At 50.8% G+C, this 18,557-nt stretch carries 16 protein-coding genes; 12 read left to right on the forward strand and 4 right to left on the reverse strand.

The window, feature by feature from the left end; translation table 11 throughout:
- Positions 1-20 precede the first annotated feature (20 nt).
- The 5 genes from AR333_RS03085 (at position 21) to AR333_RS03105 (ending at position 6,701) form a co-directional block, all read left to right on the forward strand.
- Positions 21-797: an ABC transporter ATP-binding protein gene (locus AR333_RS03085; RefSeq protein ID WP_068773854.1), complete on the forward strand. Its 777-nt coding sequence runs from the start codon at positions 21-23 to the stop codon at positions 795-797.
- Complete coding sequence (locus AR333_RS03090) at positions 772-2,709, forward strand: ABC transporter permease (RefSeq protein WP_068773855.1); 1,938 nt, start codon at positions 772-774, stop codon at positions 2,707-2,709. Before AR333_RS03085 ends, AR333_RS03090 begins: the two co-directional genes overlap by 26 nt.
- 166 nt (positions 2,710-2,875) lie before the next feature.
- Positions 2,876-3,925 carry a metallophosphoesterase gene (locus AR333_RS03095; protein ID WP_068773856.1) on the forward strand — a complete coding sequence of 350 codons (1,050 nt, stop codon included), beginning with the start codon at positions 2,876-2,878 and terminating at the stop codon, positions 3,923-3,925.
- Positions 3,926-3,995: 70 nt separating this feature from the next.
- On the forward strand, positions 3,996-5,585 hold the full coding sequence (locus AR333_RS03100) for a peptide chain release factor 3 (RefSeq protein ID WP_068773857.1): 1,590 nt from the start codon (positions 3,996-3,998) through the stop codon (positions 5,583-5,585).
- 369 nt (positions 5,586-5,954) lie between these two features.
- Positions 5,955-6,701, forward strand: a complete 747-nt coding sequence (locus AR333_RS03105; protein WP_068773858.1) for a YheC/YheD family protein — start codon at positions 5,955-5,957, stop codon at positions 6,699-6,701.
- Between the two features lie 115 nt (positions 6,702-6,816).
- On the opposite strand, the gene AR333_RS03110 is transcribed toward AR333_RS03105, so the two are convergent.
- Positions 6,817-8,292, reverse strand: a complete 1,476-nt coding sequence (locus tag AR333_RS03110) for a HAMP domain-containing sensor histidine kinase (RefSeq protein ID WP_068773859.1) — start codon at positions 8,290-8,292, stop codon at positions 6,817-6,819.
- Between the two features lie 3 nt (positions 8,293-8,295).
- Entirely contained in the window at positions 8,296-9,033 is a 738-nt protein-coding gene (locus tag AR333_RS03115) for a winged helix-turn-helix domain-containing protein (protein ID WP_367583803.1), read from the reverse strand.
- Positions 9,034-9,332: 299 nt separating this feature from the next.
- On the opposite strand from AR333_RS03115, the gene AR333_RS03120 reads away from it, so the two are divergent.
- Positions 9,333-10,379: a LacI family DNA-binding transcriptional regulator gene (locus tag AR333_RS03120; RefSeq protein ID WP_068773860.1), complete on the forward strand. Its 1,047-nt coding sequence runs from the start codon at positions 9,333-9,335 to the stop codon at positions 10,377-10,379.
- Between the two features lie 133 nt (positions 10,380-10,512).
- The gene (locus AR333_RS03125; RefSeq protein WP_068775101.1) at positions 10,513-11,250 is read left to right on the forward strand and encodes an MtnX-like HAD-IB family phosphatase; all 738 of its coding nucleotides are present in this window, start codon (positions 10,513-10,515) and stop codon (positions 11,248-11,250) included.
- Positions 11,251-11,455: 205 nt separating this feature from the next.
- On the opposite strand, the gene sspI is transcribed toward AR333_RS03125, so the two are convergent.
- The gene (gene sspI / locus AR333_RS03130) at positions 11,456-11,659 is read right to left on the reverse strand and encodes a small acid-soluble spore protein SspI (protein WP_068773861.1); all 204 of its coding nucleotides are present in this window, start codon (positions 11,657-11,659) and stop codon (positions 11,456-11,458) included.
- A 113-nt stretch (positions 11,660-11,772) separates the two neighbouring features.
- Between sspI and AR333_RS03135 the strand changes: the two genes are divergently transcribed.
- Positions 11,773-12,432, forward strand: coding sequence for a TrkA family potassium uptake protein (locus tag AR333_RS03135; protein WP_068773862.1), 660 nt, complete (start codon positions 11,773-11,775; stop codon positions 12,430-12,432).
- Positions 12,433-12,445: 13 nt separating this feature from the next.
- Positions 12,446-13,255, forward strand: a complete 810-nt coding sequence (locus AR333_RS03140; RefSeq protein WP_068773863.1) for an RNA methyltransferase — start codon at positions 12,446-12,448, stop codon at positions 13,253-13,255.
- A 214-nt stretch (positions 13,256-13,469) separates the two neighbouring features.
- Here AR333_RS03140 and AR333_RS03145 read toward each other — a convergent pair whose 3' ends face one another.
- The gene (locus tag AR333_RS03145; protein ID WP_068773864.1) at positions 13,470-14,645 is read right to left on the reverse strand and encodes an ROK family transcriptional regulator; all 1,176 of its coding nucleotides are present in this window, start codon (positions 14,643-14,645) and stop codon (positions 13,470-13,472) included.
- A gap of 415 nt (positions 14,646-15,060) precedes the next feature.
- Here AR333_RS03145 and AR333_RS03150 point away from each other — a divergent pair, with 415 nt between their 5' ends.
- The 3 genes from AR333_RS03150 (at position 15,061) to AR333_RS03160 (ending at position 18,372) form a co-directional block, all read left to right on the forward strand.
- The gene (locus AR333_RS03150; protein WP_068775102.1) at positions 15,061-16,497 is read left to right on the forward strand and encodes an ABC transporter substrate-binding protein; all 1,437 of its coding nucleotides are present in this window, start codon (positions 15,061-15,063) and stop codon (positions 16,495-16,497) included.
- Positions 16,498-16,563: 66 nt separating this feature from the next.
- Positions 16,564-17,505 carry a carbohydrate ABC transporter permease gene (locus AR333_RS03155; RefSeq protein WP_253735701.1) on the forward strand — a complete coding sequence of 314 codons (942 nt, stop codon included), beginning with the start codon at positions 16,564-16,566 and terminating at the stop codon, positions 17,503-17,505.
- Positions 17,506-17,535: 30 nt separating this feature from the next.
- Complete coding sequence (locus AR333_RS03160; RefSeq protein ID WP_068773866.1) at positions 17,536-18,372, forward strand: carbohydrate ABC transporter permease; 837 nt, start codon at positions 17,536-17,538, stop codon at positions 18,370-18,372.
- Positions 18,373-18,557 lie beyond the last annotated feature (185 nt).

The following is an 18,557-nucleotide window of genomic DNA, read 5'->3' on the forward strand; positions in this document are numbered from 1 at the left end:
CATGGATGGAGGAAAGCAATATGACGGTTTTGAAAGCCGAACAGGTTACAAAAATTTACGGAACGAAGAGCAACTTAACGTATAAAGCGCTTGAGGATGTCCGTCTGGAAATAAAAGAAGGCGAGTTCGTGGGTATTATGGGTCCGTCCGGCAGCGGAAAAACAACTCTGCTCAATATACTGGCGACGATTGATAAGCCGACAAGCGGACATGTCGAGATCAACGGGACGAATCCCGCAGCGTTGTCCGGCAAGCAGCTTGCCTTGTTCCGCCGCAGAGAATTGGGATTTATCTTCCAGGACTTCAATCTGCTGGACACTTTATCCGTACGCGAGAACATCATCCTGCCTCTGGCACTGGATAAAATTCCGGCAGCTGAGATTGAGAAAAGGCTGCTGCCTTGCGCGGAGCTGCTGGGTATTACCCGTATTCTCGATAAACGGACGTACGAAATATCCGGCGGGCAGAAGCAGCGGGCCGCTATTGCCCGTGCGATTATTCACAAGCCGTCGATCCTTCTGGCCGATGAGCTGACGGGCAATCTGGATTCCAAAGCAGCCAAAGATGTGATGGAATCGCTCAAAGAGCTGAATGAACAGCTGAATGCAACGATTATGATGGTTACTCATGATCCTTTTGCGGCGAGCTATTGCAAGCGAATCGTATTCATTAAAGACGGGAAGTTCTTCTCAGAGCTCCGCAGAGGTGCTAACCGGCAAGCTTTTTTCCAGCAAATCCTCGATTCTTTGAGTGTTCTTGGAGGGAATTTCGATGAATTTTCGACAACTCGCTCTTAAGAATATCCGGGGCAACTGGCATCAGTACGGGGCCTTTTTCTGGAGCAGTGTATTCTCCGTCATGATCTTCTATATGTATTCGTCCTTTATCTTTCACCCGGATGTGATAAACGGGAAGATGCCGGGTGCCTCCCAGATCCGGGAGATTATGATCGTCTGCGATTATGTGATTATGATCTTCTCGTTTTTCTTTATTTTGTATTCGATGTCCGCTTTTTTTAAATCACGCAAAAAGGAGTTCGGCCTGCTGACGTTGTTCGGTATGACCAAAGGCCAGATCCGCTGGATGGTGCTGTATGAGAATGTGATTATCTCTATTCTGGCTATTTCGGCAGGTATCGGGATTGGAGCTTTGTTCAGCAAACTATTCTTCATGGGACTGACCCAGCTGCTTAAAGTGGATTCGCCTATCGCATTCGTCATTCCGCTTCCCGCCCTGCTGTTTACGGCAGCCGGTTTTTTCCTGCTCTTTCTGAGCATTACGCTGCTGACGCTAGTAAAGGTAGGAAGGTCCCAAATTATTGATCTGCTGAAAGCATCGAAACAGCCCAAGAAACCGCCGGTTTACTCGATCTGGCTTGCTCTTCTGGCCTTCTGCTGTCTGGGGGCAGCCTATTATATGGCTTACCAGGTTACGATAAGAAGCTTTATCGTATACTTCATGCCAGTCGTATTCTTGACCGTATTAGGGACGTATTTCTTGTATACACAAGGAAGTGTGTTCATCTTGGGGCGGCTTCAGAAAAACAAAAGCTTCTATTACAAACAGACGAATCTGCTCACTGTCGCTCAGCTCGTCTTCAAACTGAAGGATAACGCAAGACTGCTGTTCATGGTCTCGATTCTCTCTGCGGTGGTTCTGTCTGCTTCAGGAACGGTGTATGTGTTTCTTAAGGATACCCGTAATCAGATCTTGGAGCACTACCCTCAATCGATTACGTTTACCGAAGTAGGCTTGAACAGCCACCGCGTGATTGATCCCGAAATCTTGAAGCGCACGCTGAAGCAGGAGAATCAAGAAATCGAGTACGAGATACGGCTGGCCGGTATACCCGTAACAACGGATGTACTCAGGTTCGGCAAGGTTGTGGAAGACACCTTATTCCTGGTGTCCGAAGAGGATTACAACGTGCAAGCAAAGCGGATGAATAAACAGGAACTGTCCGTAGATCCCGGGAACGCTGCCTATGTATTTCCCTACAAGGAAAATAACGATAAAATCTTTAAGGAAGACGAGCAAATCCAAGCAAGACTTAAGGGCAAGACAGAGTCGTTTGTGGTGAGGCAGCAGCTGAACGGTTCGCCTTATCCCGCCCAGTATGAAATTTCAAATTTACTTGTCATGGATAAAGATGCCCATAAGAAGCTCATGAGTGAGACACCGGACGAGGAGAAAAGTGTTATTTACGGCTATGAGTTAAAAAACTGGGAATCGTCTTTGGGAGCGGTCAAAAAACTGAAAGCTTTGGTGCCGGAATCGAAGGAATTCAACTTCACCGCCCGGGTCGAACAATATCAGGAAACCAAACAATTAATGTCTCTTACTCTGTTCATCGGTATTTTCATCTCCTTCCTGTTCTTTATCGCTTCAGGCAGCATGATCTATTTCAAGCTGTTTACCGAAATTGAAGAGGATCAGGAACAGTTCCGCGCGCTTAACCGGATTGGAATGTCGGATGAGGAAATGAAGCGGACGATATCCAAGCAGGTCGGTATCATTTTCTTTCTTCCGATGTTGGTAGGGATACTCCATACGGTATTTGCGATGAAGGCGCTGGGAAATATCCTGGTATCCGATATCTGGTCTTATGCAGCTGTTGTGCTCCTGATTTTCGTGGTGATGCAGACCGTATATTATCTGGCTGCACGCCGTTCTTACATCAAGCGGATCCTGCAAGGTGCCGCGCAATAAGATCTTAGCAGCTTCTCTCCCGTCTTGCGGAAGAGAAGCTTTTATTTTATCTTTTGCCTCGGGCTGAAGCAGGCATCTGTTCATGATTGAGCAGCCAACAACTGGATGCAGATCTGCCGAAAAAACGATATAATAAGGAAAGCTTAACCGGAAGGAGCTGGCAGAAATGAACAGACGCTCGTTTCTCAAATGGATGACGGCCTTTATTGCTTTAGCTGTCGGAGCGGGTACGGGAACAGCAATCAGCGCATGGAGGCGCAGTTCAGGTATTCCAGAAGTAGTAGAACCAGCAGTGGCCAAAGCGGAATCGCCATCCAGTTCCGAGGACGGGAAGGCGCTGGCTTCATTTGCCATTCTGAGTGACATGCATGTCACGCCGGATGATCCGCTGACGATTCAGCACGCTAAATCCGCTTTGACGGATGTGACCACATTCGGTCATTCTGTGGATGCTATTTTTTTCACAGGGGATGTAACAGATTACGGGCGCGAAAGAGATTACAAAGAATTGCGGAAGCTCATGCAGGGGTACAAGCTTCCTCCTGTGCATGCCAATATGGGAAATCACGAATATTATGACCTGTGGCTGGATGCTGAGGGTTCGTTTAACCGGGAAGGGATGCCTAACGGGAAGACGGATTCGATGGCCCGGAGCAGGTTCATGAAATTTTTCGGCTATAAACAGCCTTACAACCGCATGGATATAGGAGGCGCCGCCGTTCTGCTCCTGTCCCAAGAGGGGTATATGCAGGAAAAGCCGGAAGCAGGCGAAGGGGCCTGGTATACGGATGCCCAGATGGAGTGGCTCAAAACGCAGCTGGCCGGTCTGGAGAAGTCGGCCCCGATTTTTATCATGATCCATCAACCGCTGCCTATGAAAGGGCGTACGGGAGGCAATCATCAGATTGTAAGGGGGGAGGAAATTCGCGAGTTGGTGAAGCCGTATAAGAATGTATTCGTATTCTGCGGACACCGGCACCAGGATTTCCAGAATGGAGCGGCCCATTACTTGCAAGAGCCTTTCCACTACTTCCACAACTCATCGGTCGGCCGTACTTTAAACAAAAGTATTCCTCAGGTGAATAAAATTAAGACGCAGGGTTTGTATATCCAAGTTTTTGCGGACAAGGTCGTTGTGCGGGGACGTGACTACGGCACCAAACAATGGCTGGCTGAAGCGGACTGGACTATTCCTCTCGATACAGGTAAAGTGTAAGAAGCATGTCGGCACCGGATGCGTTGAACCACATAGGATGAATTATAGGGAAAGCAGGAAGGAATAAACAATGAGCACACCACTACAAAAAGAACTTCAGGCGGAAGCCGCCAAGCGGCGCACGTTTGCGATTATTTCTCACCCGGATGCGGGTAAAACTACACTGACAGAGAAGCTTCTCTTATTCGGGGGAGCGATCCGTCTTGCCGGAACGGTTAAAGGACGCAAGGTGGGCAAATATGCAACCTCAGACTGGATGGAGATTGAGAAGCAGAGAGGAATCTCGGTTACGTCATCTGTGATGCAGTTCGATTACCTTGGCCACAAGGTTAATATTCTGGATACGCCGGGTCACCAGGACTTCAGTGAAGATACTTACCGGACGCTGACAGCGGCAGACAGCGCAGTCATGCTGATTGACGTAGCCAAAGGTGTCGAGGCGCAGACGATCAAACTCTTCCAGGTATGCCGGCTGAGGGGGATTCCGATTTTCACCTTCATTAACAAGCTGGACCGTGAAGGACGCGACCCTTTTGAGCTGCTTGAAGAGCTGGAGCAGGTACTGGGTATCCGCTCGTACCCGATGAACTGGCCGATCGGAATGGGCAAGCGCTTCTGCGGCGTCTACGACCGCCAGCGTACCCAGATTGAGCTGTTCCAGGGGAACGATCATAAGCAGGTCGCCGTACGTAAAGTAGAAGGCTACGAAGATCCAGTGATCAAAGAAATTGCCGGCGAGCATCTTTTTGAGCAGCTGGGTCAGGAGCTGGAGCTTCTGGATGTGGCGGGCGATCCTTTTGACTTCGATAAGGTCATGAAAGGAGAGCTTACACCTGTATTCTTCGGCAGTGCCGTCAACAATTTCGGTGTTCAGACCTTCCTGGAGAATTTCTTGGAGCTTGCACCGAAACCGGAGCCCCGTAAAAGCACGAATGGCGATGCCATCGAACCTACACACGAGAATTTCTCTGGATATGTGTTCAAAATTCAGGCGAACATGAACCCGGCGCACAGAGACCGGATTGCATTCTTACGCATTGTATCCGGTAAATTCCAACGCGGCATGACGGTCAAGCACGTACGGGCCGGCAAAGAAATCAAGCTGTCCCAGCCTCAGCAGTTCCTGGCACAAGACCGCGATATCGTGGAAGAGGCTTATCCCGGAGATATTATCGGCCTGTTCGATCCCGGAATCTTCCGGATTGGGGATTCGCTCAGCCAGAAGGAAGAGATCGTATTCGATGAACTGCCGACCTTCTCGCCTGAACTGTTCAGCAAAGTCACCGTCAAGAATGCACTGAAGCATAAACAGTACCAGAAGGGGATCGATCAGCTCACCGAAGAGGGAACCATTCAAGTGTTCCACACGACAGGTGTGTTCGATGATACCATTCTCGGTGTGGTCGGCCAGCTCCAATTCGAGGTGTTAGAGCACCGGATGAAGGCGGAGTACGGTGTCGATATTCAGCTGCAGCGGATGAACTATCAATTTGCACGCTGGATCATCGATGAGAAGATCGATCCTTCCCGCTTCCGCATTAACTCGCAGCTCGTGACGGATAAGAAGGGCAATTACGTCGCTTTATTCGAGAGTGAATATGCACTTCGTTCCGCTATGGAGAAGAATCCGACGGCGCAATTCCTGACGAATGCTCCGTAAGTTATACAGGCAAACCTCAAGCCATCCCGGTTTCAAGTACGGGATGGCTTTTTTGCTGTCTGCGCAGCGTGGCTAATCTTCTCCAATCGGCTTGAAGTTCCGGATCGTGAACGGAAATTAAGTGATTTTCATGCAGCAGCAAGATTTAAAATAGACACCGGGTAGGAATTTGTCCGTTGCAGGTCAAATGCGGTTCTCATACAATAACCCGTACGAAATCAATATAGCAGTACGGCCGTGAACCAACATGAAGAAGGCGTATCTGCTAGGAAATCAGGGTGAGCCGGTACACACAGGCCGGTCAATCACCGCGTGATCGGCGGGGAGTGTCCCGCCATGTTCAGACCCCATGGAGGAGGCAGCAGATTAATGAGAAGATTCGTGCTGAGCAAATGGGCCAAAACAGTGGCGGTCCTCCGCAGCTCCGTCGTGCGCCCATATATCCCTGCAACTCGTGTGATGACCAAAGACTCTCTTCTGGCGATGCTGAGCAAGTATAAGATGGTGTATGTCAAGCCGGATAACGGCACGTTCGGCAACGGGGTTATGAGGGTAGACTACGAGGCAGGGAAGGTGCAGGCATACCGGTACCACCACCGCACCAAGGTGCGCAAATTTGCCCGTTTCGATGATCTGTATATTTCACTCAAAGCAGAAACAAGAGGACGCAAGTATCTGGTTCAGAAAGGGATACGGATGCTGAAGCATCATAACAACCCGTTCGATTTACGGGTGATGGTTCAGACCAATTTATCGGGGAATTGGGAAACGACCGGTATTATCGGACGGGTAGCCCACCCGACTAAGATTGTGACCAACTATCACAATGGGGGCAAGCTGCGTTCCGTGGAAGCACTGCTGTCCCCTTATTTGAAAAAAGAAGAGAGACTGCGGTTCGAAGCCAGACTCAGTAAGCTTGGGCTGGATATAGCCAAGGCGATGAAAGCGCGGTACCCCGGAATTGTTGAAGTTGGCGTTGATGTGGCGGTGGATCATCAGCTTCATCCTTGGGTTCTTGAAGTCAATACACGGCCGGATCCTTACATTTTCCGGGCACTGAAGGATAAAAGAATATTTGCCAAGGTTCTCCGGTACCGGAGGAATAACCGGTTGTAGCATGGATGTTTTTCGCTGATACACAATTAAAAGGCAGGCAGCCGAAGGTGGCTGTCCTGCCTTTTATGGGGGATTGCAAGCTCGGTGTGCCTGCCCAGCCGATCAGTCATGCTGTCTATTCCGGGCGGTTCACGTCTTTAGACGCAGAAGCCTCTTGGAGCGGAAACCGCAGCAGGAAAGTCGTTCCGCTTCCCGGAGAGCTGGTTACGTGAATTTGTGCATCGTGAGCCTCTACGAGTCTTTTTACGATGGACAAGCCTAAACCGGTTTCACTGCGGTCTTTGGATCGGGAAGGATCGGCTTTGTAGAACCGGTCCCAGATCTGCTCCATTTCTTCAGCAGACATACCCCGGCCGGTATCCGTTATGCTCAGTTCCGTCGCAGAAGCCGTCATGGCCCCCGTTAAACGGATGGTGCCGTAAGAGGTGAACTGGATGCTGTTCTTAATGAGATTAATCAGGATTTGCGTCAACCGGTCATAGTCCCCGTAGATCACTGTATCCGGCTGGCAGTCGATTTCAAGCTTGATCGGTTTGTCGTCAATCAGGAAACCGAAGGATTCCGCAAGCACTTCAAGCAAATCGTGAAGCGGATATTCCTCTTTGCGCAGAGTGATGAGGCCGTGCTGAATCTTCTCCATATCCAGAAGTTCATTAATAAGACGGATCAGACGAAGCGTCTCATCCTCAATAATTCCGTAGTATTTGGCCTGCTGCTCCTGCCCGGTAATGTAATCGCTTCGCAGCCCTTCCACTATGCCGCGGATGGAGGTCAAGGGGGTTCTAAGCTCGTGCGTAACATCCGTAATAAACCGCTGCCGTTTGATCTCGTTGCTCTCCAGCTTGCGGGAAGCGGCTTCGAGCTGCTCCGCCATCCGGTTGAAATCACGCGCAAGATCGCCGAGCTCATCGGTCCGCTTCAAATCGGACCGGGCATCGTAGTGGCCGTCGGCGATAAGCCGGGTCGCTCTGCGGATCGACTGCACCCCCCGGCTCATATTGCGTGAGACGACCAGGGCGATGGCCATCGCAAGTACGAGTACGAGCAGGCCTGCCAGCATAACGGTCTCGTATACCCGTGAGATCGTTTGTGTAATTCCTTTAACAGGCGACATGACGAATAAATAATTATTGCCGTCCTGATTCTTGATCTTAAATTCGTGCGGGTAGACTAGATACGGATCGGGACCGCTTTCTTCCACGATTAGGGCTTTTCCGCTCTCCAGTTTTGGAATCTGAGCGAGCAGGCTCTCCATGAATGTTTTGGAGCGGAAAGTCGGTGGGGCATTACGCTGGTCTTTGAAGTAAAGCTGCCCTTTGGCGTTCATGGCGACAAAAGAGATGTTACGCTCCCGGAGCATAGTCCGGTACGCACTGAGGGTCAGATCCGGAACCTCTTCGCGCAGCAAAAGCCGGGATATTGTATCACCGGCACTTTCCAGCTCCTCCGTCTTCTCGTCATAAATGTGCAGCTTAAACAGGTACACAAAGATGAAGCTGACCAGCACAAGCACAAATAGCGACAGGAAGAGAAGGCTGAGAAACTGCCGCTGAAAAAAAGTGAAACGCTGACGGGTCGGGATAAACTTCATAGTCTATTCCTCCAGCTTGTAGCCGACACCCCATACCGTTGCGATTAAAATCCGCTCGGGTGTGCCGATTTTGGTGCGGAGTCTCTTGATATGAACATCGACTGTACGCTCGTCTCCATAAAAATCGTAGCCCCAGACGGATTCCAGGAGCTGTTCTCTCGTAAACACCCGCTTGGGATTGCGCACGAGAAGAGAGATCAGATCGAACTCACGCGGGGTGAGATTCGTGAAGGTGCTTCCGCCGACGCTGACCTCGCGCGTCCGGGTGTCGACCCGGATATCCTTGTAGTGAAATCTCTCCTCGGCATTTATGTCAGAACCATCGGGTGAGCCGGATTCCGGTGCAGCAGCGGACTGGCTGTCTGCGGCTTTACCTGTTCCAAGCCGGTAGCGGCGCATAATGGCCTTAATCCGGGCCAACAGTTCGAGGGGGCTGAACGGCTTGGTTATGTAATCATCGGCCCCGGATTCAAGTCCGAGCAGCCGGTCATTTTCTTCACCGCGTGCCGTCAGTAGAATGATGGGGGTTTCGCGGGTGCTTCTAATCATCCGGCAGAGCTCAATCCCGCTGCGGTTTGGCAGCATCCAGTCCAGAATAATCAAATCCCATTGCTCCGCATCAATCATAGTCTCAGCTTCGTTTCCGGTATGTACGAAAGTAACCTGTGCTTCTCTTTCCAGAAAAGGGCGCAGCATCTCGCAAACGGAGCGGTCATCTTCAACGACGAGCAGATTCATCATGCTCCACTGTTCAACTCCTTCGAGGCAGTAGGTTTATTAATAATCGCCAGGATACAAATCGTATGGTTTCTCGGAGTGGCCTTTCTCATTTAAGCATAATCCGTTGCCTGTGCTTGTGCAAGCAGCTAGGAAGAGCCCGGCATCCGAGCCCTAGGTTGGTTTGACAAGAAGTGAAGCACTATGAGAAAATGTACGCGTGTACATTAATTTGTTGCCCCGGCTAAAGATAGACTGAATCCCGGATTCGTGGGATTATAGACCTAATAAACAGCTTCGAATTAATCAGGTAGAGGTGTAGTATGGTTACCAGAAAAGATGTGGCTAAAATGGCCGGAGTCTCCGAGGCGACCGTCTCCCGCGTATTCAATGGGGTCGGGCCGATGAAGGAGAACACCAGACAAAAGGTGCTGGCTGCGGCTAAAGAATTGAATTACCATCCGAATGCGGTGGCGAGAAGCTTTGCGCTCGGCAAGAGCGGGCATATCGGCGTTATTCTGCCCTATGTGCCTAAAGTGCACTTATTCTCTACTTATTATTTCTCTGAAATCTTGAGCGGAATCGGAGAAGGAGTGCGCAGGCAGGGCTGTGACATGCTGGTTATGTTCCGGTCTCCCGATGAGCGGACCGATTATACAGAACCGTATCGTTCACGTAAGGTGGACGGGTGTATTTTTCTTGGCGCACTGGATGTGCCGGCCCAGCGGGAAGGATTCCGCGAGCTTCACGGGCAGAACATGCCTTTCGTCCTGATTAACCAGCATTACGACAATGAGCCGTACAGCGTGGTGGATGCCGATCATGAAGCGGGCTGCTATGAAGCCGTCAAGCATCTGATCGATGGCGGTTTCCGCCGCATTGCTTTTCTAAACGGGTCACCGGAGTATTCCAACAGCAGCGACCGGCTGCGCGGCTACATGAATGCTCTGGCAGAGGCGGGAATAGATGTGAAGCAGGAACGCATACTGGACGGTAATTACAGCCGGACCAGCGGTTACGCGGCCGCACAGAAGATCGCTGCGCTCGGCCGTGAGGTTGATGCTGTATTCTCTTCCAACGACCGCATGGCCGTAGGACTCATGCAGGGACTCAAGGAACTCGGAATCGTGCCCGGCCGCGATCTGGCAATCGTCGGTTATGATGATTCAGAGGCTGCCAAACTGAGCGATCCCCCGCTGACGTCCGTGTATGTTCCGTTCTTTGAAATGGGACTGCGGGCGGCGGAAGGTCTGCTGAAGCAGATTGATGGCTCGACCGAGCCAGGCGGCAGCGATAGGGATGCCCCGGTACACCAAAGACTCTCCACACGTCTTGTGGTCCGCCAATCCAGTCTGCCGCTGTTAATATAGGTCCTCTGCCTGCATCCATACTTCCACACCGGGCCGCTTACGGGACGGGTATGCTATAATTGAACCTACAAACATAGCGATTCGTGCGGGAAATGGCAGCTGCATGGATCAAAATATGCTTCTGGGGGAAGATATGGATAAAAAGCAAGGACAGCTGGTAGTGGTAACAGACTTTGATGGAACTTTGATGCATGAAGATGTAGGTGCTATGCTGATGCGTGAGCTCGGTGTGGAGGAGAAGCCGGAGACCAAAGGGATGCTGGCTAAATTCCTGAACAAGGAAATCGGTTCCCGGGAATGGATTCATGAATCCTACGGCCAGCTAGCCGGACGGCAGCAGGAAGTGAACGCCATTGCAGACCGGGTTTCACTTCGTGAAGGTGCGGAGAAGTTCCTTGATTTTTGTAAAAGCGGCGGAATTCCGGTCACGATCCTGAGTGACGGAATGGAATATTACATTCATCGCATCCTTAAGAGATTCGGTGTCGAGGTCGACCGGATTATTGCTAATCCGATTCAATACGACGAGCAGGGCAACTATACACTTCAGGTTCAGAATAAGAACGGGGCCTGTTCCTGGTGCGGCTGCTGTAAAGCTGGCGTAGTCCGATCCTTGAAGGCACAAGGATACCGGGTGATCTATATTGGAGACGGAAGCAGCGATATTTACGGCTCCGGTTTTGCCGATTGGGTATTTGCCCGCAGCAGTCTGGCCCGTTATCTGGAACAGGAACAAATTCCGTTCTATCCATTTGCGACTTTTCATGATGTTATGGAAGTTCTGGAGCCGCAGCTGGAGAAGTTCCATAATGGACAGGCCGACCAAAGAAGCGAGATTCCACATGCTTTTTGCAAGTTTGCGGCGGAGTAATCGTGCGTATGCGGCTTCAGCGTCTAACCAGTTAAATAAGCGATTTGTACGGATTACGATAATAAAGGGCGGCAGCACAGCTGGTTCGTTACAGCGGCTGCCGCCTGCTGTTTTATTCCCGGTTCATACGGATAGACGTACATATGTCATTGCAGAAATGCCGGATGCAAACGTCCATGCTTCTTCCCGTAACAGGTTACGAAGGTCAGGTTAAATGTTCGCGAAGCGTAGTGACAAGCTCGGTCTGAGTCTGCGGCGTAATGTTCTTCCAAATCACTTCAAACAGAACACCCAGACCTGGAAGCGCCTGCTCCTGGCCGTCGATGGAATCATTGATGATTTCCTGAAGTTCTTGATCTGACTTGCCTTCTACACGCTGTACGATGGCTTGTCTTAAGCTTAGAATCATGCACTCATCGCCTCTCTTCCCTTTATGGTCGCCTTTAATATGCTCGAAAACGGGTCTAATCATGCTATAATAAACGACAGAACAGGTATCCTATATCGTAAGGATGGTTGCCCATGAAAAAACAGTTTGCGGTCATTGGTATGGGACGATTTGGTTCCTCGGTGGCCATCAATTTGATTGGATTAGGTTTTGAGGTACTTGCTTTGGATCACAGCGAGGAGCGCATTCAGGAAATTTCAACAGTCGTTACTCATGCCGTTCAAGTGGACTGTACAGACGAAGAAGCGCTGCGGGCTCTAGGTTTACGTAATTTTGACGTCGTCGTTGTAGCCATCGGCGAGAATATACAAGCCAGCATACTGGCCACCCTTCAGTTAAAAGATATGGGAATCCCGATGATTGTCGTCAAGGCAGCCAATGAACTTCACGGCAAAGTGCTCCGTAAGATCGGTGCGGACAAAATTATTTTCCCTGAAAGAGATATGGGGCAGCGTGTGGCGCATCATCTTATATCACCGAATATTCTGGACTACATCGAATTATCCAGCGAGCACAGTATTCTCGAAATGAAAGCGAACCGGAGAATGGTCGGCAAAAATTTGCGCGAGCTGAACATGCGGTCGCATTACAACTGCAACGTGATCGCTGTCAAGCAGGACGGTCAGCTTGTCATTCCGCCCCCGGTCGAAGAACCGGTCAAGGAGAATGACATTCTCATTGTGCTGGGCAGCAACAAAGATTTAAAACGATTTGAAGTCGCATATTCAGAGTAATGGAGCTATAGCCATGGCAAAAGAAAATGGATTACCGGATCTCGCATCCGTTCAAAATTCGAGGGTCAAAGAATGGGCCCAGCTGCTGGACCGTAAAGGCAGGCAGAAAACAGGCATGTACCTTATCGAGGGCAATCATCTCGTCGAGGAAGCCGTGCGGGCGGGAGCGGCTGTCCGCACGATCGTCTACGAGGCAGACAAAGGTCTGCCTCCAAAGCTGGCTGCCGGCGCTGCTGACGCCGGCATTGAGACCGTGTCGGTGACGCGCGCCATTATGGAGCGCTGCACCGATACGGAAACACCGCAAGGCGTCTTTGCGGTGGTGGACAAGCCGGCTGCGCCGGCGGAAGCGCTGCTGGCTGAGGGCGGCGCGGGTCTCGTCGTCGCGGTCGACGGCGTCCAGGACCCCGGCAACCTCGGCACGATCATCCGCAGCGCCGATGCCGTCGGAGCCGCAGCAGTCGTGCTCGGCCGCGGGACGGTCGACCTGTACAACCCCAAGACGATCCGCTCGACGATGGGATCGTTGTTTCATCTGCCGATCGTGGAGGCGGATCTGCAGGAGCTTCTGCCGGCCGCGCGGGAAGCCGGCCGGCAGATCGTCGTCACGAGCCTTCAGGCGCAGTTGAGCTGTTATGAGCTCGATCTGACGCGTCCGACGTGGCTCGTGGTGGGCAATGAAGGCCGCGGCGTGTCGGACGCGTCCGCGGCGCATGCCACGCATCGGGTCATTATCCCGATGCAGGGGCAGGCGGAGTCGCTCAACGTGGCGATGGCGACGACGGTGCTGCTGTTCGAGGCCTCACGGCAGCGGTTGTTGTGAGACGGCAACGCCGGGCCTCTTGTGCGAAGCCGGCCCTTCAGGCGGCTCAGTGCAGGGGAGGAGCGGTTCTGTAAGCTCAGTTGACTAGGACCGACAAAAAACGATCGGCAAGCCACCGGTCGTTTTTTTGTTGCGCTTATGCAGCTTTAATCCGTTCAATCATCTGGCCATGGAAGTTTCTTTCCTTCACACAAAATACGTGAGGAATTGCTTTTTACAGCGATAACGTGTCGAAAGAAACTTCGAACGCGTGTTTAAGCACGATCCCCGCCGCTAACTCCGTGCCGTCCGGCAGCTGCTCCAGATAATCGAAGGTGAGCCCGCGGCATGTCTGGGGAATGTTCCTGAGAATGCTCACGGTCAGAGCGTTTCTTCTTTCACTGCCCAGCATGTCTAGAATCCGGCCGCACAGAAGAATGCGGTCCGGATTCAGAATGGTGATGACGTTTGCGATAGCGGCGGATACCGACTCGATGATTTTGTCGGCTAGTTCAATTACTTCCGGCATGCCGTCAGCCAGATCGGCCTTCAGTGAATCCAGGGTGTACGCTGTATTGTGAGCAAGGCCGCTGATCGAAGCCAGTGTGGTGAGGCAGCCTTGCCCGCCGCAGAAGCATTCCAGGGCGTCCGCTCCATGGAATCCTTTATAATGTCCGAATTCGCCGGCTACAAAGGTAGAACCGGTGATAAGTTTCTTGTCCAGGACAATGGCACCGCCGATCCCGTAATCCAACATCAGGGTGACATTGTTCACGGATTCGCGGAGCGTGCCTTTCATGTTCTCATTGACCGCGAGCAGGTTAACGTCGTTTTCCAGATATACCGGGAGGCCATGCTTATCCTCAAGCAAGTCTTTGAGCGGAATGCGCTGCCACCCGAGGCCGGGCGTACGGAGGAGGCAGCCGGTGCGTGAATCGACCAGTCCCTTCACACTGATGCCGATTCCTTTGACTTTGTGCTCATCCGGCATGGTCTTCAGCAGCTCCCCGATGACACCATGGAGCAGCAGAAGCAGATGTTCTTCATTCTCGTATCTCTCGGTCCGCTCTACCGCCCGGATTATCTGTTCGCCTTTCAGGTTGTAGACAGAACCGCGGATGGACTTGGCTGCGAGTTCGATTCCGATCATATGAAAGTAAGAGGCGTGAATAGAAAGCGGTACGCGTTTTCTGCCGATACTGCCTGCTTCGGAAGAGGAAGGCTGAGTTTCGGTGATCGCATGCTCCTCCAGCAGCCGGCCTGCAATATTGGCCACGGTTTGATGGCTTAATCCCGTTCTTTGGGCAAGCTCGACGCGGGAGATAGGTCCTTCGGAGAATATAAGAAACAACACCTTTTGCTGATTAATGGATTTGAGTAAAGTGCTGCTGGAGCTTTTAGCAGTCGACAAGAATAACAAGCCTCCTTTTACTAATACTTAACAAACTTTCTGTTGAACTCGGCAGATTCTTTGTGTATTCTATTAATAAATCAATTTGATTTATTAATTATAACCGAAGTTATTCCAAACACAAAATGATGGTTTAAGGGTGGAGGGTAATCGGTGTGATGACTCCTAAGGGATAAAAAGCACGGGAAACCACAGCTTAATGTAAGCGCATTCACGACCGTCTTAACTTTGCAGAAAGGAGTTTGACTGAGGTTGCCTGAAATTTCCTGAAGTTGCCCGAGGTTGCCTGAAATTGCCTGAAATTGCCTGAAGGAAGCAAGCGTCTGCTGGGTTTTTACTAAAGCAAGAAAACGGGTCTAATCATCTGCCTTCAAGGCGGATGACATCATTTTAATATGTGGAGGCTGACATGTTTATGAGATCAATCCTATCAAGAAGTACGGCCCTTGGTTTAGCGGCGGTGGTGACTGCTTCGATGCTCCTTACCGCCTGCGGCGGCGACAAAGAAACGGCAGCGGACAAACCGTTATCTTCTGCGGAAGTGTATGAGAACGGCCTGCCCAAAGACCAGCAGGTAACGCTTAAGTATGGCTTTTTCCAAGGCGGACTCGGGCGTGAATATATGGATTACGCGATCAAGACGTTCACCGAGAAGTACCCGAATGTAAAGATTGATATGACGGCTTCGCCGGATATTGCGAACATTTTGTCTACCAAAATGTCTGCCGGCAAAGATGACGATATGTTCGACTTGTTCAACCGCGAACCTTCCGGCGGCATTGTGGCATTAGCCAAAGCAGGGAAGCTGGAGCCGCTGGATGATCTGTGGGAGCGTAAACTGCCCGACTTGCCGGACAAAACGGTAAAAGACAGTCTGATGGACGGATTTTTCGAATCCGCTAACCGGGTGGACGGCAAGACGTATGAAATTTCGACTTCGGGAAGTTTCGGCGGGCTTTTCTTTAACAAGAAACTGTTCGAGAAGAACGGCTGGAACCAGAATCCGAAGACATGGGGCGAATTCAACAGTCTGCTGGCCGATATCAAATCGGACGGGGTTATCCCGGTTACCTTCCCGGGCGTCTATCCGAATTATTTTGACTGGGCTTTCGGCACAAGCAAGCTGTTTGAACTGGCGGATGCCAAAGGGACGTTCGATGCCTTTAACAAGAACTATCAAAACTACACACTGCCGGAGTATCTCAGCCCGGAAAGTATCGAGAGATGGAACCGGATCTATGAGCTTGGCAAGAAGGGTTACTTCCCTGAAGGTTTGCCGGCCCTGACCCATACCCAGTCCCAAATGCAGGTGATTCAGGGTGAAGCGGCAATGGTTTCAACCGGCAGCCACGTAGAGAACGAAATGAAGAAATCAGCACCTGCTGATTTTGAGTGGGGCTATATGGCGGTTCCTTTTGTAGAGAAGTCAGACCAGACGATCTGGGTACGAAGCGGCACAACCAACGGAAACTTCATCTGGGCGGGCAAACCGGACCTGAACAAGAAGTGGGCGCGTGAATTTATCCTCTGGCAAATGACGCTGGACGTGCAGCAGTTTACAGCGGAAAAAGCCGGCGCTCTGCCTCTGCGCAAAGATCTCGTTGAGAATCCCGAGCGTGCGGAGAAGCTGCAAAGTTCGGCCCGTGCCGTGCTTAAGTACATCAAAGAGAATAAGGCCCGCGCCTACAAGGCAAGCCGGTCCGTATCGATTTCGGATCCTTCTTATAAGCAGGCGACGAAGCTGATTGATGAAGCGACGACGAAGATCTTCCTGGGCAAGCAGGATCCGCTTCCGGTCCTCCAGCAAGCAGAGGAACTGCTGAAGAAATCGCTCGATAAGATGAAAAAGTAAAGCGGAGTCAGCAGGGGGACGGAGATTCCCCTTGCTTTCCTTTTGCGAGAGGAGTCGTGAATGTTAATGTCCACTACCGTACCGGCCAAACGGACTGCGATGCAGAAACTCGGCCTGGACAAAGCCGCAACTCAAAAAGCGATTTTTCTGCTGCTGGCTATCGTCCCGCCCTTCGGAGGGTATCTTGTTCTGACCCTATTCCCGAATATTCTATCTGTCTACTATTCCCTGTTAGACTGGGACGGGCTTACGGATTCGACTTTCGTCGGATTCGATAATTTCGTCAGTGCCTTCCAGGACCCGTTCGTATGGCGGGCACTCTGGCACAATCTGCTTCTTATGCTGTTCATCCCGGTTCTTGTAGTTCTTATTTCGCTGCTGCTGGCTTACTTAATAACGAACAAGGGCTACAAAGAGAGCGGCTTTCTCAAGATTCTGTTCTTTTTTCCGAATGTATTGTCCACGGTCGTCGTTGCCCTGCTATGGGCCTTTATTTACGACGGTTCTTACGGACTGTTGAATGAATTGCTCAGTCTGACCGGCCTGAATCTGGATAACTTCTACTGGCTTGGAGACGAGCGAACCGCATTGTGGGCGCTTATTCCTCCGTGGGTATGGGGAGGAGTCGGCTTATACGCGATCGTATTCGCGAACGCCATGATGGCGATCCCGAAGTCGCTGTATGAAGCGGCGATGCTCGAAGGTGCAGGACATATGACGAGGCTGTTCAAAATTACAATGCCGCTGGTTATGCCGGTCGTGCGGGTAAGTGCCTTGTTCCTGATTGTAGGAACGCTGAAAGGTTTTGAAATGGTGCTTATTCTCACTAACGGCGGTCCTTCCGGTGCAACGGATATTATCGGCTTGTATATGTTTAACCTTGCGTTCGGCAACGAGTACCACAACTACGGCTATGCTTCTGCCGTCGGAATGATTTTGTTTGTTATCCTGGTGACGGCGAAACTGCTCATGGATAAGTTCGTGCCTAATCGCGGTGTTGAGTTTTAATTACTCTTTAGTTTCAAGGAGCGATACAATTTGACTGAAAAACGGACGTTTGCCGACTTGCTCTGGCGTGCTGTGTTGTATGGGTGGGCGCTTTGCATTCTGTTTCCCTTGGTTTGGGTCATCTATGAATCCCTCAAGACCAATCCTGAATTTTTTCAAAATATATGGGCGCTTCCCAGCCAAATTCAGTGGCAGAACTACTCCAATGCATGGAATGAATACGGCTTCGGACGCGCTCTGCTTAACACTCTGTATTATGTCGGGGGAAGCCTGATTGTCTCTCTGTTCTTTACCACGATTAATGCGTATGCGCTGACCCGGATGCAGTTTAAAGGCAGAAATCTGATCTGGAGTCTGATTATGCTGTCTTTGTTCCTGCCGGGGGTTAATGCACTCGTTCCCCAATATGTCGTGATGCGTGAGCTCGGCTTGACGAACAGCTTAACCGGCTTGATCATTCTGTCGAGTCTGGGCGAAAGCGTGTTTTACTTGATGCTCCTCGGAGGATTTATGAAATCCTTGCCTAAGGATCTGGAGGAGAGCGCCACCATGGATGGGGCTTCCTTGTTTCAAATCTTCTGGCGTGTCATTGTACCTCTCTCCACACCCGGTATTGTGACCGTAGCTATTTTCAAATTCATGGGGTACTACAATAATTTCATGGGACCGTTCATATATTTGAGTGATCCGGACAAATATCCGATCGCCGTTCAAATGTATCAGGCTAACAAATTAATGGAGTTCAGCGCCGATTGGGTCACATTATTTGCAGGCGTTACGATTGCCATGATCCCGTCCATCATTATTTTCGTTCTGTTTCAGCGGCTTATTATGGAAGGAGCCACCATGGGAGCAGTCAAAGGATAAATATACGATAAGAGAGCTTGCCGGGGGCAGGCTCTTTTTATTTGACATTCTTGCAGGAAAACCTGACATATACAACTTCGAGCAGGTGGACAAGCAGCTGTTTGGCTGGAGAGTTGAGGATATTGCGCTGCTGATTTTTACTTTTTTTATCCCCAAAAAAGCTAATACCAAGTACAATGCAAGTA

This window comes from Paenibacillus sp. FJAT-26967 (assembly GCF_001541095.1).
Taxonomy (GTDB): Bacteria; Bacillota; Bacilli; order Paenibacillales; family NBRC-103111; genus Paenibacillus_F.

What these genes read in the sequence shown, in the direction of transcription:
- AR333_RS03085 (WP_068773854.1), top strand. Translation starts at nt 21, where the DNA reads ATGACGGTTTTGAAAGCCGAACAGGTTACAAAAATTTACGGAACGAAG.
- AR333_RS03090 (WP_068773855.1), top strand. Translation starts at nt 772, where the DNA reads ATGAATTTTCGACAACTCGCTCTTAAGAATATCCGGGGCAACTGGCAT.
- AR333_RS03095 (WP_068773856.1), top strand. Translation starts at nt 2,876, where the DNA reads ATGAACAGACGCTCGTTTCTCAAATGGATGACGGCCTTTATTGCTTTA.
- AR333_RS03100 (WP_068773857.1), top strand. Translation starts at nt 3,996, where the DNA reads ATGAGCACACCACTACAAAAAGAACTTCAGGCGGAAGCCGCCAAGCGG.
- AR333_RS03105 (WP_068773858.1), top strand. Translation starts at nt 5,955, where the DNA reads ATGAGAAGATTCGTGCTGAGCAAATGGGCCAAAACAGTGGCGGTCCTC.
- AR333_RS03110 (WP_068773859.1), bottom strand. Translation starts at nt 8,292, where the DNA reads ATGAAGTTTATCCCGACCCGTCAGCGTTTCACTTTTTTTCAGCGGCAG.
- AR333_RS03115 (WP_367583803.1), bottom strand. Translation starts at nt 9,033, where the DNA reads ATGATGAATCTGCTCGTCGTTGAAGATGACCGCTCCGTTTGCGAGATG.
- AR333_RS03120 (WP_068773860.1), top strand. Translation starts at nt 9,333, where the DNA reads ATGGTTACCAGAAAAGATGTGGCTAAAATGGCCGGAGTCTCCGAGGCG.
- AR333_RS03125 (WP_068775101.1), top strand. Translation starts at nt 10,513, where the DNA reads ATGGATAAAAAGCAAGGACAGCTGGTAGTGGTAACAGACTTTGATGGA.
- sspI (WP_068773861.1), bottom strand. Translation starts at nt 11,659, where the DNA reads ATGATTCTAAGCTTAAGACAAGCCATCGTACAGCGTGTAGAAGGCAAG.
- AR333_RS03135 (WP_068773862.1), top strand. Translation starts at nt 11,773, where the DNA reads ATGAAAAAACAGTTTGCGGTCATTGGTATGGGACGATTTGGTTCCTCG.
- AR333_RS03140 (WP_068773863.1), top strand. Translation starts at nt 12,446, where the DNA reads ATGGCAAAAGAAAATGGATTACCGGATCTCGCATCCGTTCAAAATTCG.
- AR333_RS03150 (WP_068775102.1), top strand. Translation starts at nt 15,061, where the DNA reads ATGAGATCAATCCTATCAAGAAGTACGGCCCTTGGTTTAGCGGCGGTG.
- AR333_RS03155 (WP_253735701.1), top strand. Translation starts at nt 16,564, where the DNA reads ATGTCCACTACCGTACCGGCCAAACGGACTGCGATGCAGAAACTCGGC.